We start from the raw sequence: 21,639 nt of genomic DNA, 5'->3' as shown, positions 1-21,639 counted from the left end.
CAAATTTTCGCTTAGAATTCGCGTGGGCCGTCCTTGATGGCTCCCCGCTTTTCCTCCCTGAGCGGGCGCCTCAATGTGTCAAAGCAAAGAGGCTTCCCAATCCTGGCCCCTGGCCAGGATTTTTTTTGGGCGGATGCTTCCCCCGCGCCGGCTGCGTGCTGGCTGGCTCAATCGGCGGCCTGCTTCAGGCGCTCACTTTTCCAGTACACGTCGTCGCCACCGTTCATGCGGTTGAGCACACGGGCGAAGACGAACATCAGGTCACTCAGGCGGTTGAGGTACTGGCGCGGGGTGTCCTTGATGGCCTCCTCGTTGCCCAGCGCCACCACAGCACGCTCGGCACGGCGGGCCACGGTGCGGCACACGTGCGACAAGGCGGCTGCACGGCTGCCGGCCGGGAGGATGAACTCCTGCAAACGGGGCAGGCGCTCGTTGTGGGTGGCCAGGGCTTCGTCCAACGCCAGCACGGCTTCGGGCTTGAGCAGCTCAAACCCCGGTATGGAGAGTTCGCCCCCGAGGTTGAACAACTGGTGCTGCACCTCGACCAGGGTCTGGCGCACATCGTCCGGCACGTCTTCGCACAAGAGCACGCCGATGTGCGAATTGAGTTCGTCCACCTCGCCCATGGCGTGCACGCGCAGGCTGTTCTTGGAGACCCGGGTGTTGTCGCCCAGGCCGGTGGTGCCGTTGTCGCCGGTGCGGGTGGCGATTTGAGTGAGTCGGTTGCCCATGCGCGTTCCTGTGTCGGTGGAGGAAGCACCGATTTTGACGCATGGGCCCTCAGCCCCATGCGACGCTCAGAACCGCGCGACCGTGTGGGCCTCGATGTACTCGAAGTGGATGTCCTCTCCCAGGCCCGGCGCTTGCGACAGGTGCACATAGCCCTGCGCGTCCATGGGGTCGGGCAGGCGGTGCAGGTAGGCGGGCACCTCGTCGTAGTCGAGGAAGGGGTGCAGCAGGCCACGCTCGTACCAGCGGCAGTTGCGCACGGCCGCACACACCGCCAGGTTGGCGGCGCCGTTGCCGTGCACCTCGCAGTTCATGCCAAACCCCTCGGCCATGTGCGCCACCTTCAGCGCCGGCGAGATGCCGCCCACGCCGGTGACGCCAGCGCGCAGGATGTCGCTGGCGCCGGCCTTGATCCAGTCGGCACGGCTGTGGTGTTTGCCGGACAGGCTCTCGGGGCCGAGGATGGGGATGTCGAGCTGCTCGGCCAGCCACACGTAGGAGGCCATGCTCTGCTCGTTCATCATCTCTTCGAACCAGGTGAAGTCCAGGCGCTGCAGGGCACGGCCGATGCGCAGGGCGTCGGTGCGGCTGTAGCTGTGGTAGCCGTCGAGCATCAGCGGCACGTTGGGCCCCACGGCTTCGCGCACGGCGGCGCAGGCGCGGATGTCCATGTCCACGTCGGGCGCGAAGGACACCGGCGGCATCCAGGTGTGCAGCTTGATGCCACGGTAGCCCCGCGCCACCAGCTTGACGGCGAAGGCGGCGTATTCGTCGGGGGTGGAGAGGCCACCAGGCGTTTCGTCGCCACACATGGTGCTGCCGTAGGCCGGCACCTTGTCGCGGTATCCGCCCAGCAGCTTGTACACCGGCTCGCCCAGCGAACGCCCGGCCAGATCCCACAACGCGGTGTCCACCGCCGCCAGGGCGCGGTCGGTGAGCTGGCCAGCGCTGCCGCGCTGCCAGTGTTCCAGCTCGTGCCACAGCGCTTCGCGGTGCATGGGGTCGCGACCGATCAGCACCTTGCGCACAAAGCTGTCCAGCACGTGGGGGCGGATCACTTCGCAAGGGGCAAAACAGTGGCCGGTGCTGCCATCGTCGCAGGTGATGCTCAACAGCACCTGTTTGGCCTGACCCAGTTCGCCAGGGTGCGAGTGGCCCGCGCTGTCCACGCTGCGGCGGGTGGGGTAGGTGAACACCTGTCCGTCAATTTTTTCGATCTTCATTCAAACGTCCTGATCAACAAAAAGGGGGCCATCACACCCGTGTGGCACCTGCCTGGGCGCGCACCTTGCGCGCGACCTCGGCGGTGGGATCGATGGCCCCGTGCAAGGTGGGCGTCCAGCCCACATCGGCGCCCAGGGTGGCACCGGGGTTGGCCTGCCTGAGCGCGGCCAGCAAGTCCACCGACTGCCCGTTGTGCCAGTTGTCCTGGGCGGCCAGTGCCTGGCCTCGCCAGAGCTTGACAAGTTGTGTGGCGGGCACATGCGGCGGGGTTTCCCACACGTTGTTCTGCACCACCAAACGCGATTGCACGCCCACCCCTATGGAATAGCCCAGCGGGTACGGGCCCTGGTCGCTGCCGGTGTAGAGGTTGTTGTAGACATGGACCTGGCCAAAACGCACGCGCGGTGCGCGCTCGCCACAACGCTCCCACCAGTTGTGGTGGAAGGTCACCTTGAGGCGCTCACCGTCATCGGCCTTGTCGCTGTTGCCCACGAGGTTGGTTTTGTCGTGGTCGCGAAAGTGGCAGTACGACACCGTGACCCAGTTGGAGCGGGTGGTGATGTCGAGCAGGCCATCGTGGTGCTGCATGGGCCGGCCCAAGGCGGTGCGGGCGCTGTGGTCGGGGCGCGCGCCGTCGTCGAAGGTGCAGTGGTCCACCCACACGTGGGTGGCGTTGCCCAGCGAGAGGTTGTCGTACTCCGCGTTCCACTCGCCGCTGGCGTTGTCCTTGGGGTCCCAGGCAGGGAAAAAGTCGTAGGCGTCGCTGAAGCGCAGGTTGCGCAAGATGACGTTGTCCACGTCTTTGATCAACAGCGTGCCGTGCTTGAAGCCCGCGTCGGGCCCCATGCCAATGACGGTGGTGCGCCCAGGCACCGGCACCACCACCGTGGCCTGCTGGCGATCCGCCGAGCGCTGGCGGGCTTCTTCCAACGGTCCCTTGAGCGGCTGTTTGCCCCACACTGCGGGTGCGTAGGCGCGCAGGTAGGCCTCGAAATCAAAGGCCGGGTCGCGGAAGGCCTCGGCCCCGACGGGGCGGTTCTGCGCGTCCACACACAGATCGATGCGGCCGTGGACCCGCACGATGCGGGGCGCACCGGCTGCGCCGGCAGCCAAAGCCGCCACCAGTTCGGCGCGGTTGCGCACGTCGAACACCATGGACGGCAAGGCGTCGGCACCACCCCGCGTGCCACCTTCGGCCGCTGCCCAACCATCGTTGGTGGCCAGCACCTGGCGCTCCCACGGGTGGCTGGTGGCCACGGGGCCGGTGCTGGAACAGCCGGGCAACAGGGCCATGCCAGCACCCGCCGCCGACAAACCCAGGACCAGACGGCGGCGCGCAGCGTTGTGCAAGCTGAACATGTGTGCTCCCTTCACTTGATGCGCTTGAGCAGGGTGTTGCCTTCCTCGTACAAACGACGTGCGGCCTCCTGCTCGGTGGCCTTGCCATAGGCCACGGTCTCGAAGACCTCGCGCATGAACTTGCTGAAACGCTGGTTCTCGAACAGCGGTGAAGGCAGGTCGATGCCACCGGCCTCCTTCTGCAGCTTGATCTGCTGGTAGGCCGCCTGCTCCAGCGGGCCAATGCGGTTGTCCTTGAGCAAGGCGTGCAGCGCGCCGCTGGCCGAGGGCACGCCACGCGACAGCCCGAGGATTTGTGCGGCCTGCGGGTCGGTCAGCAGGAAGTTCAGGAACTTGACCGCGACTTCTGGGTGTTTGGTGCGTTTGCTCACGGCAAACATCAGCGAGGGCCGCCCGAACATGCCGCTGTGTTTGGCGCCCGGCAAGGTGAGGAAGGGGCCAATGGCCAGCTTCTGGTTTTTGTCCAGCGTGCTTTCGCGCAGGCGCACCACCGAGTCCCAGGTGTAGTTGCCGGCCCAGTTGCCGTTGGTCCAGTCCTGCTGCTGTTCGGTGGGCTTTTCGGCACCGCCCAGGCTGGCGCGGTAGGGCAGCGGGGTGGCCACCTTGCTGTCCACCAGCTTCTTGTACATCTGCACCCACTCCAGCACCGCTTCCTGGCTCATGGCCACCTTGGGCTCGTTGGGGTCCACATAGGGTTTGCCGTGTTTCTGCTGCACGTAGGCGTGCGACAGCAACAGCACGTCGTAAGGCTCACCGTCGAGCAGGTAGGCCTTGTCGCCGTTTTTGGCCTGTAAGGCCTTGCCGGCCGCGAAAAGTTCGTCCCAAGTGGTGGGCAGCTTCAGGCCGGCGCGTTCAATGGCCGCCTGGTTCCACACAAACACCCGCGCGGTGTAGGCCGCGGGCAACGCATTGAGCTTGCCGCCCAAGGTGCCCATCTTGAGGTCGGCGGGCGCGAACTGGTCCAGCGCCAGCAGGTTCTTGTGGGCGCCCAGGTCCAGGAAGCCCGTACCGCTCTTGGAGTAGCTGGACAACCATGCCCAGTTGAGCTGCACGATGTCGGCCTCGGAACCCCCAGCGATCTGCGTGGACAGGCGCTCCTGGTAGCCGTTGAAGCCCATGTACTCGCCCTTGATTTTGACGCCCGGGTTTTTGGCCTCGAAGGCGGCGATGGCCTTGAGTGTGGTTTCGTGGCGCTCGCCGCCGCCCCACCACGAAAAGCGCAAGGTGGCGTCCTGCGCGTGAGCGGGGGCGGTGCTGGCCAGCGCGGCAAGTGCGGCGGCGGTGAGGATGGTGCGGCGTTGCATGTGGATCTCCCTGTGTTGTTGTGTTGGAAAGCGGATCAGAGGAACAGGTTGCGGCCATCGCCTTCGTGGGCAAAAGCGTGGCACTGGTGCATGTGGAAACCGAAGGTGTGCTTGTCGCCACGCTGCTTATGCTCCAGGCCCTGGAGCTGTTCGGGCGGCACGCGGCAGGTCAGCGGCACGTCGCCGATGTCGAAGTGCACAAACACCTCGCTGCCCATGTGCTCCATGAAACGCAGACGGCCTTCCACCCGATGCACGCCGTCTTGTTCGGCGCCAGCGGTGACGTGCTCGGGACGGATGCCAAAACGGATGGGCTGGCCCACCAGCGAACGCAGCTTGGCCTCGCGGTCAGCGGGCAGCGGCAAGGTGGCGCCACCCAACTCGATGCCCAGGCCGGCACCTGCGGCACTCACCTTGGCCGGGCGGATGTTCATTTCGGGCGAGCCGATGAAGCTGGCCACAAAGGCATTCGCCGGACGTTCGTAAAGCGTGGTGGGCCGGTCCACCTGCTGGATGGTGCCTTCCTTGAGCACGCAGATGCGCTCGCCCATGGTCATGGCCTCGGTCTGGTCGTGGGTGACATAGATCACGGTGGACGGTCGGCCGGCTTCGCGCAGCGTGCGGTGCAGCTCGGTCAGGCGCACCCGCATGGACGCGCGCAGTTTGGCGTCGAGGTTGGACAGCGGTTCGTCGAACAAAAACACCTCGGGCTTCTTCACGATGGCGCGGCCCACGGCCACACGCTGCGCCTGGCCACCCGAGAGCTGCTTGGGGTAGCGGTCCAGCAGGTGGTCCATCTCCAGCAGCTTGGCGGCGTCGCGCACGCGGTTGTCCACCTCGGCCTTGGGTGTGCCCGCGAGCTTGAGGCCAAAGGCCAGGTTCTCGTAGACCTTCATGTGTGGGTACAGCGCATAGTTCTGGAACACCATGGCGATGCCACGTTGTTTGGGCGCGAGGTTGTTGACCACCTTGCCGCCGATACGCAGCTCACCACCGCTGATGGTCTCCAGCCCGGCGACCATGCGCAGCAGCGTGCTTTTGGCGCAGCCCGACGGGCCGACAAACACCATGAACTCACCGTCGTGGATGTCGAGGTCAACGCCATGCACGGCGGTGAACCCATTGGCGTAGGTTTTCTGGATTTTTTTGAGATGGACTTGTGCCATGGTGTGGTCTCCCTGGAATGCGTGTAAAGACGAAGCCGTGTCAGTGGTCCATCGCGTGAACGCGGGAACCGCGACGCACGAAACGGCCCAACCGGGGGACACCGCCGGGCCGGCTTTGCCGGACGGCTGGTGTCGCCCCTTGAGGGGGATGCGGCCACGCGAAGCGGGCAAGCGACGGGGTGGTCGGTTTCACATCAACCCTTGATGCCGCTGCTGGAGGCGCCTTCGATGAAGTGGCGCTGGGCGGCGAAGAACACGAGGATGGACGGCAGCAGGGCCACCACCGAGATGGCCAGCACGCTGGCCCACTCGACCTCTTCGGTGGCGCCGATGCTCATCTTCAAAGCCAGCGACACGGGGTACTTCTCCACGGTGGAGAGGTAGATCAGCGGGCCCATGAAGTCGTTCATGGTCCAGATGAACTGGAACACGATGACGCTGATGATGGCCGGCTTGAGCAGCGGCACGATGATGTGCCACAGCAGTTGCAGCGGGTTGCAGCCGTCGATTTGTGCGGCCTCCTCCATGTCGCGCGGGATGCCGCGCAGGAACTGCACCAGCATGAAGACGAAGAAGGTGTCGGTGGCGAAAGCCGAAGGCACGATCAGCGGCAGGTAGCTGTCGAGCCAGCCAAACTCTTTGAACATCAGGTACTGCGGCAGGCGCAGGATGATGAGCGGCAGCATCATGGTGCCGACCATGATTCCGAACAGCGTCTTCTTGCCCCAGAACTCGAAACGCGCGAAAGCGTAGGCCACCAGCACACACGAGATCACCGTGACGATGATGCGCGGCACCGTGATGATGAAGGAGTTGAGGAAGTAGGTGGCGAAGGTGTATTCGGTGCTGGTCTTCCAGCCCTTGACGTAGGCGGTGAAATCAAAACTGGAGGGCCAGAAACCCATCTCGGTGAAGATTTCGGTGTTGGTCTTGAATGACGCACCGACCAGCCAGATCATGGGATAGAGCATGACCAGGCCGACCAGGCCCAACACCACGTAGCGCATGAGGGCGTTGAGGCGTTCGCGCCGTTGCGACACGGCGGCTTCGTGGTCGGCCACAGACGTTGCTGCGGCGTTGTTGGTGGTGAGCGTGTTCATCGCTTGCTGTCCTTCTCGCCGGAATAAAAGACCCAGTACTTGGAGGTGAAAAAGGAGAACGCGCTGAGACTGCCCACCAACGCGAACAACACCCACGACAGCGCGCTGCCGTAGCCCAGGTTGAAATACTTGAAGCTTTGGTCGTAGATGTAGAGCGAGAGCACGTAGGTGGAGTGCAGCGGGCCGCCCTCGGTGATCATGTAGGGGCCGTTGAACTCCTGGAAGGCGTGCACCATCTGCATGATCAGGTTGAAGAAGATCACCGGCGTGATCAGCGGCACCGTGATGCGGAAGAACTGTTGTGTCTTGCTGGCGCCGTCGATTTCAGCGGCCTCGTACAACGACGTGGGCACGTTCTGCAGCGCGGCCAGAAAGATCACCATGGCCGAGCCGAACTGCCAGGTGAACAACAGGATCACGGTCCAGATGGAATAGTGCTCGTCGGCCAGCCAGGCGATGGGCTCCAAACCGAACTTGGCCAGCACGATGTTGACCAGCCCGTTCTGCGAAAAGATGAAGCGCCACATCACCGCCGCTGCGATGGAGCCGCCCAGGATGGAGGGCAGGTAGAAGGCCGAGCGGAAGAAGTTGATGCCACGCAGTTTGAAGTTCAGCACGTGGGCGATGAACAACGCGAAGCCCACCCGCAGCGGCACCGAGATGGCCACGAACAGCAGCGTGACGCCGAGCGACTTGTGGAACAGCGGATCGGTGGTGAACATCTCCCGGTAGTTGTCCAGGCCGATGTACTCGGGCGGGTTGATGACGTCGTATTGCGTGAAGCTCAGCGCAAAACTCATCACAAAGGGGAACAGCTTGAACAGCAGCACGCCCAACACAAAGGGCAGCACAAACAGAAAGCCGATGCGTTTGTTTTCATACATGGTTGGCCCAGTCTCCGGCGCGCGCGGCCGGGGTTCGGTGATGTAATAAGCCCACTGCAGGGAGATGCCTCGCCCCACCACGGGTGGTCACGGTCCTGCGTTTTGTGTTCACGCTGCCGCCATGCCCGCCTCTCGCCCACAGCCCCACCGCGCTTTGTCCCACCTGCTGGTGGCCGAACTCAGCGCCGACATCCGCAACAACGTGCTGCGCCCTGGCGACAAGCTGCCCATCGAGCCTGAGCTGGCACAACGTTTTGGCGTGAGCCGCACCGTGGTGCGCGAATCGGTGCAACGCCTGCAGGCCATGGGCATGGTGGAGGTGCGCCGTGGGGTGGGCACCTTTGTGCTGGCGCCCACCGCCGACCACGGCTTGCTGTTGCACGCCGAGGGCCTGAGCGGAACACACCAGGTGCTGGCCATGCTGGAGCTGCGCATCGGCGTGGAAACCGAAGCCGCTGCGCTGGCCGCCATGCGCCGCACCGACGCCCAGCTCGCCGGCATGCGGCGCGCCTTGCAGGACTTCGACACCGCCTTGCGCGAGGGCCGCAGCACGCTGTCGGCCGACTTCGATTTCCACCGGCTCATCGCCCAGGCCACACACAACCCCTACTTCGAGCAGGTGCTTCACAACCTGGGGCACGCCACCATGTCGGGTGGCGCCCACCGGCACGGTGAGGCCCAGGCCGTGACCGATCAGGACGCGGCCTCGCCCACGCAGTTTGGCGCGGAAGTGGCCACGTTGTTGCCGGGCAAGGCCATGACCGCCCACGAGCACGAGGGCCTGTTTGAGCGCATCGCACAAGGCGACGTCATGGGTGCGCGGGCGGCCATGCTGGTGCACCTGAGCAGCAGCCGGGAACGCATGCGTCGCGCCAGTGCCACGCCCGCCTGAGGGCCAGCGCCGGCACGGCGGGTGATGGCGGCGGAGGGTCTCGGCCATGGGGTCACTCAGAAGTTGTGCCGCAACGCCACTTCGTAGCCGGTGCCGGCGCGCTTGTATTTCAGCGTGCCATCAGCCTCGAAGGCCTTGAGCTGATCGCGCACCAGCGACAGATTCACCGAGGTGCGTTTGCTCAAGGGGTAGTGGTAGCCCAGGCCCAGACGGGCGCCTTCGCGGTCAGCGGCGCGCGACGAACCGTTGGCCATGTCGTCCTTGAGGCGGCGGTAGGACACGCGGACCTCGCCCGGCCCGGCCGGAATGCGTGCACCCAGCGTCACCACCGTTTGCCGCCCGCTGTCGCTGGCACCCAGGTCGTCGGTGCGGGCCCAGGTGAACAGGGGTTTGATGAACCCCAGGTCGTAGGAGCCGCCGAAGGTCAGCGTTTTGATGCCATCGCTCGAACTGGCGCCCGACAGCGGGTCCTGTTCTGTCTGGTAGGTGGTGGCCAGGGTCAACGGGCCGCCCGCGTAGTCCAGGTGGAAACCGCGGGCCGCTTTGATGTCTTTGGCGGGCGCAGCAGCGGCCAAACCCAAACTGAAGCCGCCCAGCGAGGGCGTTTCGTAGTAAACGGTGTGGTCCCATTTGGCGGCGGAACGGGCCCCACGGCTGCCGTTGGAGGCGTAGGAGTCGCCCCCAAACGCTTCAAAGCGGCCGTTGACGCCCTTCCAGTCCTGCGGCGAACTCATGCGCCCCAAGCGCACCTGGCCGATGGACTTGTTCGCCAACCCCACCCAGGCCTTGTCCTTCCAGTAGACCGGGCCATCGACGTTGCCGTCGGTGCCGTTGAAGCGGTGCTCCAACTGGAAGAAGGCGCTGTTGCCATTGCCCAGGTCTTCCTTGCCCGCAAAGCCGATGCGGCCGCGAGAGCTGTCGTCCATGTAGCTGACGCTGTCCTCGCTTTTGCTCAGGTCCATCGGTCCGTGGCGCACGCCCAGATCGATGCGGCCATACACGGCCACGCTGGATTGCGCCTGCGCGATCCCCACTTGCAGGCATGCGGCCAGCAGCACGCCGGGCACCACCACCCAGTTGCGTTGTTTCATTTTTCAGTCTCCCTGATGCACGCTCACGTGCATTGCGCCTCACACACACCGCTGCCCACAGGCACCGGCGCCTCCCTTGTTCAAACCCCCACCCAGCAACGCGCAGGGGTTTGTTCAAACGCTTTTTGTTGTTAGACATCATACGTAAACACCAGCTCGGAATGCCGCCCAAAAATGCGCTGAAATTAGGGGTTTTCCCTTTTGTTTCACAATTTTTTGGGATTGAATTGGCCTGCACCACCACAACCAACCCGGCAAACGCGGGGAAAACATCCGAGAACCTTGGATGAGCCGCAGCACCACGGTCACGTCATGTGATGACTTGCCTCTTTCTCTGCCTCCAGTGCCGCCCCAGGGCACAACACCCACAATGTGTCGATAATGCAAAGCCGGCAGCCGCACTGGCCTAGGTCTGCCGGGTTGGAGACCTTTTATGAACACCCCCCTGCCCAGCCACTTGCTGCCTGAAATCCACCAGCGCGAGGTGCCCGTCGCCCTGATCGATGCGCTGAAAGCGCGTTTTGGCGACCGTTGCTCCACCGCGCTGGCCGTGCGCGAGCAACACGGCCGCGACGAGTCCGCCTTCACCACCGTGCCGCCGCCCTCGGCGGTGGTGTTCGCCGAATCCACCCAGGACGTGGCCGACGCGGTGAAGCTGGCCGCGCAGCACCGGGTGCCGGTCATTCCTTTTGGGGTGGGCTCCTCGCTCGAAGGCCATTTGTTGGCCGTGCAAGGTGGCATCAGCATCGACGTGAGCCGCATGGCCCAGGTGCTGTCGGTCAACGCCGAAGACCTGACGGTGACGGTGCAGCCCGGTGTGACACGCAAGGCGGTGAACGAAGCGGTCAAGAGCGAAGGCCTGTTTTTCCCCATCGACCCCGGCGCCGATGCGTCGATTGGTGGCATGGCCGCCACCCGCGCCAGCGGCACCAACGCCGTGCGCTACGGCACCATGCGCGAAAACGTGCTGGCGCTGGAGGTGGTGACCGCCCAGGGCGAGGTCATCCGCACCGGCACCCGCGCCAAAAAAAGCAGCGCCGGCTACGACCTCACCCGCCTGATGGTGGGCAGCGAAGGCACGCTGGGCGTGATCACCGAGGTCACGCTCAAGCTGTATCCGCTGCCCGAGGCGGTGTCGGCCGCGACCTGCTCTTTCCCCAGCATCGAAGCCGCCGTGCGCACCACGATTCAGGTGATCCAGATGGGCATCCCGATCGCACGCTGCGAGTTGATCGACGCCGGCACCATCCGCATGGTGAACGCTCACAGCAAGCTGGGCCTGCGCGAGGAAACCATGTTGCTGATGGAGTTCCACGGCTCGCCCGCCAGCGTGCAGGAACAGGCCGAAACGGTGCAGGCCATCGCCGACGAATTTGGCGGCCAGGCCTTTGCCTGGGCCACCACACCCGAAGATCGCACCCGCCTGTGGACCGCGCGCCACAACGCCTACTTCGCTGCCGTGCAGAGCAAACCCGGCTGCCGTGCCATCAGCACCGACACCTGTGTGCCCATCAGCCGCCTGGCCGACTGCCTGCTCGACTCGGTGGCCGAGGCCGACGCCTCGGGCCTGCCCTACTTCCTGGTCGGCCATGTGGGCGACGGCAACTTCCACTTCGGCTACCTGATCGACCCGGACAACGCCGACGAACGTCGGCTGGCCGAGGACCTCAACCACAAACTGGTGGCGCGGGCGCTGTCGCTGGAAGGCACTTGCACCGGCGAACACGGCGTGGGCCTGCACAAGATGGACTTCCTGCGCCATGAGGCCGGTGATGGCGCGGTGCAGATGATGCGCACCATCAAACGTGCGCTGGACCCCGACAACATCATGAACCCAGGCAAGATCTTCGCGTGGTGAGACACGCCGCCCTCGCACCCCGGCGTACCGCCGCATGAGCCTGCCGCTGCGTTTTCGCTCGCGCTTGCAGGGCCATTTCCAGCCCCTGTCGGTGGCCCTGATCTACGGCGTGCTGGCGTCGCTGTGGATTTTGCTGTCCGACCGCGCCGTGGGCTGGCTGTTCAAAGACCCGGCCCTGGTGCTGCTGGCCAGCACCACCAAAGGCTGGCTGTTTGTGGGCGTGACCACGGCCCTGGTGTTTGTGCTGCTGTTGCGGCGCGAGCGCCACACGCCCGACACACCCGCGCCCGTGCGCTCCCTGCCCTGGTGGGGCCTGGCCGGGCTGCTGCTGCTGGTGCTGGCCGCCACCGGCCTGGCCATCAACGGCGTGTGGCGTGGCGAACGTGAGCAAGCCAGCAAACAGCTGCTGGCCATTTCGGAAAGCAAAGCCCGAGAGGTGGCGCTGTGGTACAGCGAGCGCCAGCACGATGCACATTGGCTGCAAGCCGACAAAGACCTCCAGGTCAACTGGCTGATCTGGCTCCACACGCGTGCACCCAGTGCGTTGGACGCCTTGGGGCAGCACCTGGCGGGTCACCTCAACGACGGTCATTTTCGGCGCGCCAGCCTGTTGCGCCCCGACGGCACCGTGGTGTGGCACTCCGGCGGGCCCACACACGCCCAAGAACCCGAAATCAAAGCTGGCCTGGCCCGCGCGTTGCAACTCAACAGCACGGAGCGGGTCGGCCCCTGGACAGACAGCAGCGGGCAGCTCCGCCTGGCCTTTCTGGCCCCCGTGGCGGCCGACAGCGAGTCCCCTGCGGTGGTGGTGCTGCACCTGGACCCGCCGCCCCACCTGCATCCCGCGCTGGCACAGTGGCCTCTGCCCCAAGAAACCGCCGAGGCCTTTCTGTTCACGCAGGAAGCCGACCAGGTGCGCTTCCTCTCGGCACGCAAGTTCATCACCGCCGACAGCCACGAACACCACCTGCCCCTGAACACGCCCGAGCTGTTCACCGCCCGGGTGCTGCGCGGCGATGCCCAGCCCAACACCGTGCTGGACGGTCTCGACTACCGGGGCATGGCGGCGCTGGGTGTGGTGCGCGCCATCGAAGGGACCGACTGGTGGCTGCTGGCCAAGCAGGACAGGGTGGAGCTCATGGGAGACGCCGTGTTGCGCTCGCTGTGGCTCATGCTGCTGGGCCTGCTGAGTCTGCTCAGCGCGTCTGCCTTGGTCTATCTGCTGACGCAACGCAGGCACCTGCAGGACATGGCACACAGCTACACCACGCTGCAGCATATGCAAGCCGAGCTGGGCAACAGCGAAGCCCGCTACCGTCTGCTGGCCGAAAACAGCGTCGATGTGGTGTGGCTGTACGACCTGCAGCGCAGCCAAATGGTCTACATCAGCCCCTCGGTGGAAAAGATGCTGGGCTACCGGCCCGACGAGCTGGTGGGACACGACGCCCTGACCCTGTTGCTGACGCCCGAAGCCCAGACATTCGCCGTCGGGCGCCTGCAGGCGCGTCAACAGGCCCTCGCGCAGGGCGACACCGAGGCCATGAGCAGCGTCGATGAGCTGATGCACCGCCACAAGGATGGCCACCTGGTGTGTGTGGAGCTGGTGACCACTTTCGTGACCAACGGTCAGCAACAGGTGCTGCAGTTGCAGGGCGTGAGCCGCGACGTCACGGCACGCAAGGCCGCCCAGACGCAGATCACCCAGCTTTCGCAGGCCACCGAACAAAGCCCCGCCAGCGTGATCATCACCAACCTGCGCGGCGAGATCGAGTACGTGAACGCCGCCTTCGAACGCAACACCGGCTACACGCGCCAGGATGTGGTGGGCCGCAACCCGCGTTTCCTGCAATCCGGCCAGACGCCGAGCGGCACCTACAAAACGATGTGGAAGGCGCTGCGGGCGGGCGACCACTGGGACGGCGAGGTGATCAACCGCCGTCGGGATGGCACGCTCACCGTGCAAAGCGTGACCACTGCCCCGGTGCGCGGCGACACCGGCGCCATCGAGCGCTACCTCTCGGTGCAGCTGGACGTGACCGCCCAGCGCGAGGCCGAAGCCACCGCCCACCGCCTGGCCTGGTTTGACCCGCTGACCGGCCTGCCCAACCGCCACCGTCTGCTGACCGAACTGGCCAACAGCCTGGCGGCAGACCGGCGCCAGGGCGGCCACAGCGCCATCGTGTTGATCAACCTCGACCGCTTCAAAACCGTCAATGAAGCCCTGGGCCACGCGGCCGGCGACGCCTTGTTGCGCCAGCTGACGCAGCGCCTGGGCCAGTTGCAGGCGCCTGGCGACATGCTCGCGCGCCTGGGTGCCGACGAATTCGCGTTGTTGCAGCACGCACAGGAACAACAAGCGGCCGCCACCTCGGCCACCGCACTGCGCACAGCGCAGGCGGTGCACGCCGCCCTGGTGGCGCCATTTGCGCTGGAGTCGGGCGAAACGATCAACGTCACCGCCAGTGTGGGCGTGGCCCTGCTGCCACACGACGCCACCGACACCCCCGGTGATGTGCTGCGCCGCGCCGACACCGCGCTGCACCGCGCCAAAGCGGGCGGCGGGCAGCAGTCGGCCTTTTTCGATGCCGCCATGGGCCAGGTGGTGAGCGAGCGTTTTGCGGTGGAGCAGGATTTGCGCCGTGGCCTGGCCGCGCAAGAGCTGCGCCTGTACCTGCAACCCCAGGTCAACCGCCAGGGCCACATGGTCAGCGCTGAAGCGCTGGTGCGCTGGCAACACCCCGACAAAGGCCTGGTGCCGCCCGGCACCTTCATCGGTGTGGCCGAAGAAAGCGACCTGATCACCGAGGTGGGCGACTGGGTGCTGACCCAGGTCTGTGCCCACCTGGGCCAGCTGCACACGCAGGGCCGCCGCCTGCCCATCGCGGTCAACGTGAGCCCGCGCCAGTTCCACAAGGCAGACTTTGTGCCCGGCGTGTTGCAGGCGCTGGAGCAGGCGGGCGCGCAGCCCGAAGATCTGGTGCTGGAAATCACCGAAGGGGTGGTGATCGAGCAGGTGGACACGGTGGTGCGCAAAATGAGCCAGCTCACACAGCATGGCGTGCGGTTCTCCATCGACGACTTCGGCACCGGCTATTCATCGCTGGCCTACCTCAAACGCCTGCCCATCCACGAACTGAAGATCGACAAGAGTTTTGTTCAAGACGCGCCACACGACCCGAGCGACGCCGCTTTGGTCGAGGCCATCCTGTCGGTGGCCGGCCACCTGCGCCTGAAGGTGGTGGCCGAGGGCGTGGAAACGCAGGAACAGGCCGACTTCCTGAACCAACGCGCCAACGTGATTCACCAGGGTTATCTGTTCGGCCGCCCAGCGCCCGCTGCGGAGGTGCTGGCCACGTGGTCGGGCGCCCCGTCTGACGGCGCCTCGGCGGCCTGAAACGGCACCTGGTAAAGCCACACCGGCCGCTCGTCTTCGTCCTGCAGACAGGCGTTCGCCACCCACCCGTCGGCGGCGAACTCCAGGCTCACCAGCCAGGCGCCTGGGCGCAGTTCGCGCGTCGCCTTGTCCATGGCGCGGGCCATGCTTTCAGGCCGCTGGAACAGGTAGACCATGTCGTACGGCGACCAGTCGGCGGCCCACATGTCGCCGCCCGCCACCCGCGCCCAGCGACAGCGGAAGGCACACAACAGGCGCAGCGGGAGGCTGCGTTCTATGCCCGCCAGGTGCACATCCGGGTACTCCCGTTCCAGCTCGATCAGACCGTCCCCCAGGCCACAACCGGCGTCCAGCACCCTGCCAGCCAAAGGCAACGGTGCAACCTGCCGCAAGCCTTGCAAAACACCTGGCGGCGTGGGAAACAGCGGGGCGTCCTTCCAGCTCGACGGGGGGTACACCGCCAGAAACAGGCCCAGTGGCAACAACCAGGCCCAGGCCAGGTGGGCCCCCATGGGCAAGCCTGTGAGCAACCACCACGAGAGCGGAAACCCCAGCGCCATCACCAGCTTGCGGGTCAGTGTGCTGCCCATGGTGCTGAACACCACGCCGGTGGTGGCACCCACCAGCAAAGGCACGGCCACAGGCATGCCAACCCAGCCCGCCAGTTTGAAGCCCCCCCACGCGGCGGCCCAGGTCAAAAGCGCGGGCAGCGGCCAGGGCCAGTGCAAGGGGGTGTGGTTCACGTGACGGTTCCTGTAGAGCCAAAGCGCTCCGGGTCGCCAGCTTGAGGCCCAGCGTTTCGGCGCAACACGTTGGCCCCCTTCATGCCGGTCATCCAGCCAAGCACCTGCTCAGTTCACCGAGCCGTGGTTCCCACGCAAGCGGTCAATCAGACCGTTGAGTTCATCGAGCGAACCAAACGAAATCGCGATTTCACCCTGGTCCTCAAAACGCCCATGGCGTTTGACGCGTTTTTTCACCCGCACTTCCACCGCAGCGGTCAGCAGATCGGCCAATTCGTCTTCCACCCGGCGGATGTCGCGCGACTTTTCTTTTTTGGGTTTCTGGGGCGTGAGCGCAAACTCGGCCGCCAACTTCTTGACCAGACTTTCGGCCTCGCGAACCGACATCTTTTTGGCCGAAATCTGGTTCCCGGCGGTGATCTGCGCCGCACGGTCCAGCGCCAGCAGCGCCCGCGCGTGGCCCATGTCGATGTCACCGGCCATCAGCATGGTCTGCACCGGGTCGGCCAGGTTGAGCAGGCGCAACAGGTTGCTGGCCGCGCTGCGCGAACGGCCGACGGCCTGCGCCGCCTGCTCGTGAGTGAGCCCAAACTCTTTGATGAGACGTTGTAAACCCTGGGCTTCTTCCAGCGGGTTGAGGTCTTCGCGCTGGATGTTCTCGATCAGCGCCATGGCGGCGGCGGCCTCGTTGGGCACCTCACGCACCAGCACCGGCACCGTGTCCAGCCCGGCCAGCCGCGAGGCCCGGAAGCGCCGTTCGCCGGCGATGATCTCGTACTTGCCCGCGTGGTCGCCGTCGGCCAGGCGACGCACCAGAATGGGTTGCATCACCCCCTGGGCCTTGATGGACTCGGCCAGTTCGTACAGCGCGCCTTCGTCCATGTGGGTGCGCGGCTGGTACTGGCCGGGCACGAGTTGGTCCAGCGTCAGGGTGGAAGGCGCACCCTCGGTTGCCGGTGCGGCAGGTGCAGCGTCGTCCACCTTGGGGCCGAGCAGGGCTTCGAGGCCACGTCCGAGGCCTTTGGGTTTCTTGGTGACCATCGTCGTCAGGCTTTCAAAATCAGTTCGTCAAGCAGGTCGCGGCCGGTACGCCAGTCGCCCAGGCCCGATTCGGCATTGATGTGCCCCCGTTCGCCCAGATCCACGAAGCGGCTGCCCCAGGTGGTCGCCAGTTCGCGGGCCTTGTCAAAACGGCAGTAGGGATCGTTGCGGCTGCCCACCAGGATGCTGGAAAAAGGCAATGGCTGGCGCACGATGGGCGCCCAGCTGGGCAACTGCGGGCCCAGGTCGGGGTCTTCGGTGTCGCCGGGTGCCACCAACAGGGCACCCAACACACGGGCCGTGTTCTGCGAATGCGCGGCCCAGGCGGCCGTGAGGATGCAACCCAGGCTGTGGGCCACCAGCAAGGCCGGGCGGTTGTCCTGCAACAGCACCTCTTCGAGCCGGGCCATCCAGTCGCCCCGGCGCGGGGTCTCCCAGTCGTGCTGCTCCACGCGCTGGTCGCCGTACAGCACTTCCCAGCGGCTCTGCCAATGGTCGGGGCCGCTGCCCAGCCAGCCGGGCAGCACCAGCACACGCGGCGTCATGGCTTCATGGTCCCGAGGCGGTCCACCATCTCCTGCGCAAAGGCCACAAAGGCCTGGCTGCCGCGGGCCGAGGGATCGAACACCACACCGGGCAGGCCGTAGCTGGGGGCCTCGGCCAGGCGGACGTTGCGCGGGATGAGGGTGTTGAACACCTTGTCGCCAAAGTGGCCCTTGAGCTGCTCGCTGACCTGCTGTTGCAGGGTGATGCGGGGGTCGAACATGACGCGCAGCAACCCGATGATTTCGAGCTCGGGGTTGAGGTTGGCGTGCACCTGCTTGATGGTGTTGACCAGGTCGCTCAGCCCTTCCAGCGCAAAGTACTCGCACTGCATGGGCACGATGACACCATGGGCGGCGCACAAGCCGTTGAGCGTGAGCATGGACAGGCTGGGCGGGCAATCGATGAGCACAAAATCGAAGTCGGCATCGGCGGCCGCCAGCGCGGTCTTGAGGCGTTTTTCACGCCGCTCCAGCTCCACCAGTTCCACCTCGGCGCCAGCCAGTTCGCGGTTGGCGCCCAGCACGTGGTAGCCACATTTGTCCGAGAACACCGCCGCCTCGGCCACGCTGGCCGACTCAAGCAGCACGTCGTACACGGTGAGCGCCAGTTCGCGTTTGTTGACGCCGGAGCCCATGGTGGCGTTGCCCTGCGGGTCCAGGTCCACCATCAGCACACGCTGGCCCACCTTGGCCAGACCGGCCGCGAGGTTGACCGTGGTGGTGGTTTTGCCCACCCCGCCCTTCTGGTTGGCGATGCAGAAAATTTTGGCCATCTGGGGCTTACTTGCTCAAGGCCAGCTTGACGCCAAAGCCGATGAGGAACACGCCGGCCAGCTTTTCCAGCGTGCGGGCAATGACCGGGTTGGCGCGCATGCGAGCGGCCAGAAAGTAGGTGAGCAGGACAGCCACCAACCCGTACAAGAAGGTCAGTACCGCCACCGTGGCCGCCATCGCACCAAAGGTGATCAGACCTTGGTGTCGGGTCGGGTCCACAAACAACGGAAAGAAGGCCATGTAGAAGACGATGGCCTTGGGGTTGAGCAGCGTGATGGTGAAGGCCTGCTGAAAGTATTGCTGGGGGCGGATGTTGAGCACAGGCGCGTCACCCGGTTTGGCGGTCAACATCTTCCAGCCCAGCCAAGCCAGGTAGGCGGCGCCCAGCCACTGCACCGCAGCAAAAGCCGCCGGGTAAGCGGTCAGCAACGCAGCCACACCAGCGACGGCCGCCCACATCAGCACCTGGTCACCCGCCATCACCCCCAAAGTGGCCGCCAGCCCGCCACGCAAGCCACCCTTGCCGGTGGAGGTGATGAGCGCCAGGTTGCCCGGGCCGGGAATGGCGAGAAACAGAACGATGGCGGCGACAAAGGCGCCGTAATCAGCGATGCCGAACATGGGGGGCTTTCTTTTCTTGAGCGGGAATGCGCTTGAGTTTACGTGAGGTTGTGGGGTGGGATGGTTGTGGTTTCACGTGGAACATCTGGATTGCGGCTGGTTTCGGGCCTGGGTGTGGGCACGGCGGATGGGGTGGGTGCGCGGGCGCAGGCCCTATTTGCGGTTGCCACAGAGGGCGCGAGCAACAACGGTCTTGACGAAGCGGCGCTTGCGCGCCCAATCAGACGCCCGCGAGTGGGCCGGAGAACGCGCATGCCGCCACAGGCACAGCGCGAGGTCACCGCATCAAATCAACCCGCACGCATCCAAACAATGCACCGCTCAGCATCCAACCCTGGCACCAACAACGGTTCCACGTGAAACACCTCCACATCAGCAGGCAAAGCAGCCATCTCATCACCCGGGTGTTTGCCCTTGAGCGCCATCCACACCCCGCCCTGCCCCAGCGCCTGGCGCGACCAGGTGGTGAAGTCCACCAGCGATGCGAACGCGCGCGACGACACCACGTCGTACGGTTCGGTGAGCGACTCCACCCGCGCGTGCACACCGCGCAGGTTCGGCAAGCGCAAAGCCACAGCCACTTGTTGGATGAAGGCGGCCTTTTTGGCCACGGTGTCCACACAATCCACCCGCACATCGGGGCAGCAGATGGCGATGACCACACCTGGCAAGCCGGCACCCGAACCCACATCCAGCAAACGGATGGCACGCCCGTTCCGCTGGTGGTTCAGCGGCGCAATGACGGCCAGGCTGTCCAACAGGTGGTGGGTCAACATCTCGGCCGGCTCGCGCACGGCCGTGAGGTTGTAGACCCGGTTCCATTTGGCGATCCAGTCCAGGTAGGCCAGCAACTGGCCAATCTGGGTGTCATCCAGCGTCAGACCCAGCGCCGTCACACCCGCGCGCAACGCGGCTTCCTGCGCGTGCACCGTCATGCCGCTTCTGCCTCGGCCTCGTTGGCAAAACCTTTGAACTTGCCACGCTTGAGGTGGATGAGCAGCAAGGAAATGGCGGCGGGCGTCACGCCCGACACACGCGAGGCCTGACCCAGGGTTTCCGGCCTGTGTTTGTTGAGCTTTTGCCGCACCTCGATGGACAACGCCGGCACCGCCATGTAATCCAGCTCAGCGGGCAGCCTGAGGTTTTCGTAGTGGGCAGCGCGCTCCACCTCGCCCTTTTGCCGGTCGATGTAGCCCGAGTATTTGGCAGCAATTTCAATCTGTTCCACCACCGGCTCATGCAAGTCGTCAAACAAATCGCCCAGTGTTTCACGTGAAACCAGGGTGTCGGCGCCGTACTTGCCGCCATCCATACCCATCAAGGCCGCATAGCTCACGTCGGGCCGGCGCAACAAGTCGCCCAGGTTGTACTCGCGCTCAATGGCCTTGCCCAACACCCGCGCCGACTCTTCCGCCGGCAGGTTGCGCGGATTGACCCACGTCGCCTTGAGGCGCTCTGTTTCACGTGAAACCGCATCACGTTTGCGGTTGAAGGCGTCCCAGCGGGCGTTGCCCACCAAGCCCATCTGGCGTCCGACTTCGGTCAGACGCATGTCGGCATTGTCCTCACGCAGCTGCAGGCGGAACTCGGCGCGGCTGGTGAACATGCGGTAGGGTTCTGTCACGCCCTTGGTGATCAGGTCGTCCACCAGCACGCCCAGGTAGGCCTGGTCGCGACCGGGCAACCAGGCGCCTTCGCCCCGGCACAGCAGCGCGGCGTTGATGCCGGCAAACAGCCCCTGGGCGGCCGCTTCCTCGTAGCCGGTGGTGCCGTTGATCTGACCGGCGAAGAACAGGCCTTGGATCTGCCGGGTCTCGAAACTGCTCTTGAGCGAGCGCGGATCGAAGTAGTCGTACTCGATGGCGTAGCCCGGACGCAGGATGTGGGCATTCTCCAGCCCCGGCATGCTGCGCACCAGCGCGTACTGAATGTCAAAAGGCAAGCTGGTGGAAATGCCGTTGGGGTAGACCTCGTGGGTGGTCAGGCCCTCGGGCTCCAGAAAGATCTGGTGGCTGTCCTTGTCGGCAAAGCGGTTGATCTTGTCTTCCACGCTGGGGCAGTAGCGCGGCCCCACGCCTTCGATCTTGCCGGTGAACATGGGGCTGCGGTCAAAACCGCTGCGGATGATCTCGTGCGTGCGCTCGTTGGTGTAGGTGATCCAGCAAGGCAATTGCTGCGGGTGCATGCTGGCCTTGCCCATGAAGCTGAACACCGGCACCGGGCGGTCGGCGGTGTCCGAGCCCGGCATGCCGTCGCCCGGCTGTTCGGCACACTTGCTGTAGTCGATGGTTTTGCCGTCCAGGCGCGGCGGCGTGCCGGTCTTGAGGCGCCCCTGCGGCAGCTTCAATTCCTTCAGTCGGGCCGACAGCGAGACCGCCGGCGGGTCGCCCGCGCGGCCGGCGCTGTAGTTTTGCAGGCCAACATGGATCTTGCCGTCCAGAAAGGTGCCAGCCGTCAACACCACCGTGCGGCTGCGAAAACGGATGCCCACCTGGGTCACAGCGCCCACCACCCGGTCACCTTCCACCATCAGGTCGTCCACCGCCTGCTGGAAGATCAGCAGATTCGGCTGGTTCTCCAGCATGCGGCGGATGGCGGCCTTGTACAGAATGCGGTCGGCCTGGGCCCGGGTGGCGCGCACGGCCGGCCCCTTGCTGCTGTTGAGGATGCGGAACTGGATGCCGCCCTCGTCGGTGGCCAGCGCCATGGCACCGCCCAGCGCGTCCACCTCCTTCACCAGATGCCCCTTGCCAATGCCGCCGATGGACGGGTTGCAGCTCATCTGCCCCAGGGTTTCGATGTTGTGCGTGAGCAGCAGCGTGGCGCAGCCCATGCGGGCCGCGGCCAACGCGGCCTCGGTGCCGGCGTGGCCGCCACCAACAACAATGACGTCAAATTCCTGGGGGTACAACAT

General features: G+C 65.3%; 18 protein-coding genes. 3 read left to right on the top strand and 15 right to left on the bottom strand.

What is annotated here, in order from left to right; all coding sequences use genetic code 11:
• Positions 1–167: 167 nt before the first annotated feature.
• The 7 genes from ACFQU0_RS00430 to ACFQU0_RS00400 all read right to left on the bottom strand — a co-directional run bounded on the left by ACFQU0_RS00430 (position 168) and on the right by ACFQU0_RS00400 (position 7,766).
• On the bottom strand, positions 168–731 hold the full coding sequence (locus ACFQU0_RS00430; RefSeq protein ID WP_382197745.1) for a cob(I)yrinic acid a,c-diamide adenosyltransferase: 564 nt from the start codon (positions 729–731) through the stop codon (positions 168–170).
• A 66-nt stretch (positions 732–797) separates the two neighbouring features.
• A complete protein-coding gene (locus tag ACFQU0_RS00425; RefSeq protein WP_382197743.1) occupies positions 798–1,952 on the bottom strand; it encodes a mandelate racemase family protein in 1,155 nt (384 codons plus the stop codon).
• 31 nt (positions 1,953–1,983) lie between these two features.
• Entirely contained in the window at positions 1,984–3,312 is a 1,329-nt protein-coding gene (locus ACFQU0_RS00420; RefSeq protein WP_382197740.1) for a pectate lyase family protein, read from the bottom strand.
• 11 nt (positions 3,313–3,323) lie between these two features.
• The gene (locus tag ACFQU0_RS00415; RefSeq protein WP_382197737.1) at positions 3,324–4,616 is read right to left on the bottom strand and encodes an ABC transporter substrate-binding protein; all 1,293 of its coding nucleotides are present in this window, start codon (positions 4,614–4,616) and stop codon (positions 3,324–3,326) included.
• 35 nt (positions 4,617–4,651) lie between these two features.
• A complete protein-coding gene (locus ACFQU0_RS00410) occupies positions 4,652–5,782 on the bottom strand; it encodes an ABC transporter ATP-binding protein (protein ID WP_382197734.1) in 1,131 nt (376 codons plus the stop codon).
• Between the two features lie 194 nt (positions 5,783–5,976).
• The gene (locus ACFQU0_RS00405; RefSeq protein WP_382197732.1) at positions 5,977–6,882 is read right to left on the bottom strand and encodes a carbohydrate ABC transporter permease; all 906 of its coding nucleotides are present in this window, start codon (positions 6,880–6,882) and stop codon (positions 5,977–5,979) included.
• Entirely contained in the window at positions 6,879–7,766 is an 888-nt protein-coding gene (locus ACFQU0_RS00400) for a carbohydrate ABC transporter permease (protein WP_382197729.1), read from the bottom strand. The genes ACFQU0_RS00405 and ACFQU0_RS00400 overlap by 4 nt, the downstream gene beginning before the upstream one ends.
• A gap of 121 nt (positions 7,767–7,887) precedes the next feature.
• On the opposite strand from ACFQU0_RS00400, the gene ACFQU0_RS00395 reads away from it, so the two are divergent.
• Positions 7,888–8,658, top strand: coding sequence for a FadR/GntR family transcriptional regulator (locus tag ACFQU0_RS00395; protein ID WP_382197726.1), 771 nt, complete (start codon positions 7,888–7,890; stop codon positions 8,656–8,658).
• Between the two features lie 56 nt (positions 8,659–8,714).
• Here ACFQU0_RS00395 and ACFQU0_RS00390 read toward each other — a convergent pair whose 3' ends face one another.
• Positions 8,715–9,749: a porin gene (locus tag ACFQU0_RS00390; protein WP_382197723.1), complete on the bottom strand. Its 1,035-nt coding sequence runs from the start codon at positions 9,747–9,749 to the stop codon at positions 8,715–8,717.
• Positions 9,750–10,182: 433 nt separating this feature from the next.
• Between ACFQU0_RS00390 and ACFQU0_RS00385 the strand changes: the two genes are divergently transcribed.
• Together ACFQU0_RS00385 and ACFQU0_RS00380 are read left to right on the top strand one after the other, a co-directional pair.
• On the top strand, positions 10,183–11,607 hold the full coding sequence (locus ACFQU0_RS00385) for an FAD-binding oxidoreductase (RefSeq protein ID WP_382197720.1): 1,425 nt from the start codon (positions 10,183–10,185) through the stop codon (positions 11,605–11,607).
• Between the two features lie 34 nt (positions 11,608–11,641).
• Positions 11,642–15,001, top strand: a complete 3,360-nt coding sequence (locus ACFQU0_RS00380) for a sensor domain-containing protein (RefSeq protein WP_382197717.1) — start codon at positions 11,642–11,644, stop codon at positions 14,999–15,001.
• On the opposite strand, the gene ACFQU0_RS00375 is transcribed toward ACFQU0_RS00380, so the two are convergent.
• From ACFQU0_RS00375 to mnmG, 7 genes are all read right to left on the bottom strand, one after another.
• Positions 14,917–15,744: a class I SAM-dependent methyltransferase gene (locus ACFQU0_RS00375; RefSeq protein WP_382197714.1), complete on the bottom strand. Its 828-nt coding sequence runs from the start codon at positions 15,742–15,744 to the stop codon at positions 14,917–14,919. The genes ACFQU0_RS00380 and ACFQU0_RS00375 overlap by 85 nt on opposite strands.
• Before the next feature lie 108 nt (positions 15,745–15,852).
• Positions 15,853–16,785, bottom strand: coding sequence for a ParB/RepB/Spo0J family partition protein (locus ACFQU0_RS00370; RefSeq protein WP_382197711.1), 933 nt, complete (start codon positions 16,783–16,785; stop codon positions 15,853–15,855).
• 5 nt (positions 16,786–16,790) lie between these two features.
• On the bottom strand, positions 16,791–17,330 hold the full coding sequence (locus tag ACFQU0_RS00365) for an RBBP9/YdeN family alpha/beta hydrolase (RefSeq protein ID WP_382197708.1): 540 nt from the start codon (positions 17,328–17,330) through the stop codon (positions 16,791–16,793).
• On the bottom strand, positions 17,327–18,103 hold the full coding sequence (locus ACFQU0_RS00360) for a ParA family protein (protein ID WP_382197705.1): 777 nt from the start codon (positions 18,101–18,103) through the stop codon (positions 17,327–17,329). Before ACFQU0_RS00360 ends, ACFQU0_RS00365 begins: the two co-directional genes overlap by 4 nt.
• 7 nt (positions 18,104–18,110) lie before the next feature.
• Positions 18,111–18,725 (bottom strand): LysE family transporter, encoded by a 615-nt coding sequence (locus ACFQU0_RS00355; RefSeq protein WP_382197703.1) that lies wholly within the window; start codon positions 18,723–18,725, stop codon positions 18,111–18,113.
• A gap of 290 nt (positions 18,726–19,015) precedes the next feature.
• Complete coding sequence (rsmG, locus tag ACFQU0_RS00350) at positions 19,016–19,660, bottom strand: 16S rRNA (guanine(527)-N(7))-methyltransferase RsmG (protein WP_382197700.1); 645 nt, start codon at positions 19,658–19,660, stop codon at positions 19,016–19,018.
• Positions 19,657–21,639, bottom strand: a complete 1,983-nt coding sequence (gene mnmG, locus ACFQU0_RS00345) for a tRNA uridine-5-carboxymethylaminomethyl(34) synthesis enzyme MnmG (protein WP_382197697.1) — start codon at positions 21,637–21,639, stop codon at positions 19,657–19,659. The genes rsmG and mnmG overlap by 4 nt, the downstream gene beginning before the upstream one ends.

The organism is Hydrogenophaga defluvii (assembly GCF_042665235.1).
In the GTDB taxonomy this organism is placed as follows: domain Bacteria; phylum Pseudomonadota; class Gammaproteobacteria; order Burkholderiales; family Burkholderiaceae_C; genus Hydrogenophaga; species Hydrogenophaga defluvii_A.
Note: the sequence above shows the minus strand (reverse complement) of the source record. Positions and strands in the feature narration are given on the sequence as shown.

Bases quoted from the DNA above. Each gene is read 5' to 3' on its own strand.
- ACFQU0_RS00430 (WP_382197745.1), bottom strand. From the start codon at position 731: ATGGGCAACCGACTCACTCAAATCGCCACCCGCACCGGCGACAACGGC.
- ACFQU0_RS00425 (WP_382197743.1), bottom strand. From the start codon at position 1,952: ATGAAGATCGAAAAAATTGACGGACAGGTGTTCACCTACCCCACCCGC.
- ACFQU0_RS00420 (WP_382197740.1), bottom strand. From the start codon at position 3,312: ATGTTCAGCTTGCACAACGCTGCGCGCCGCCGTCTGGTCCTGGGTTTG.
- ACFQU0_RS00415 (WP_382197737.1), bottom strand. From the start codon at position 4,616: ATGCAACGCCGCACCATCCTCACCGCCGCCGCACTTGCCGCGCTGGCC.
- ACFQU0_RS00410 (WP_382197734.1), bottom strand. From the start codon at position 5,782: ATGGCACAAGTCCATCTCAAAAAAATCCAGAAAACCTACGCCAATGGG.
- ACFQU0_RS00405 (WP_382197732.1), bottom strand. From the start codon at position 6,882: ATGAACACGCTCACCACCAACAACGCCGCAGCAACGTCTGTGGCCGAC.
- ACFQU0_RS00400 (WP_382197729.1), bottom strand. From the start codon at position 7,766: ATGTATGAAAACAAACGCATCGGCTTTCTGTTTGTGCTGCCCTTTGTG.
- ACFQU0_RS00395 (WP_382197726.1), top strand. From the start codon at position 7,888: ATGCCCGCCTCTCGCCCACAGCCCCACCGCGCTTTGTCCCACCTGCTG.
- ACFQU0_RS00390 (WP_382197723.1), bottom strand. From the start codon at position 9,749: ATGAAACAACGCAACTGGGTGGTGGTGCCCGGCGTGCTGCTGGCCGCA.
- ACFQU0_RS00385 (WP_382197720.1), top strand. From the start codon at position 10,183: ATGAACACCCCCCTGCCCAGCCACTTGCTGCCTGAAATCCACCAGCGC.
- ACFQU0_RS00380 (WP_382197717.1), top strand. From the start codon at position 11,642: ATGAGCCTGCCGCTGCGTTTTCGCTCGCGCTTGCAGGGCCATTTCCAG.
- ACFQU0_RS00370 (WP_382197711.1), bottom strand. From the start codon at position 16,785: ATGGTCACCAAGAAACCCAAAGGCCTCGGACGTGGCCTCGAAGCCCTG.
- ACFQU0_RS00365 (WP_382197708.1), bottom strand. From the start codon at position 17,330: ATGACGCCGCGTGTGCTGGTGCTGCCCGGCTGGCTGGGCAGCGGCCCC.
- ACFQU0_RS00360 (WP_382197705.1), bottom strand. From the start codon at position 18,103: ATGGCCAAAATTTTCTGCATCGCCAACCAGAAGGGCGGGGTGGGCAAA.
- ACFQU0_RS00355 (WP_382197703.1), bottom strand. From the start codon at position 18,725: ATGTTCGGCATCGCTGATTACGGCGCCTTTGTCGCCGCCATCGTTCTG.
- rsmG (WP_382197700.1), bottom strand. From the start codon at position 19,660: ATGACGGTGCACGCGCAGGAAGCCGCGTTGCGCGCGGGTGTGACGGCG.
- mnmG (WP_382197697.1), bottom strand. From the start codon at position 21,639: ATGTTGTACCCCCAGGAATTTGACGTCATTGTTGTTGGTGGCGGCCAC.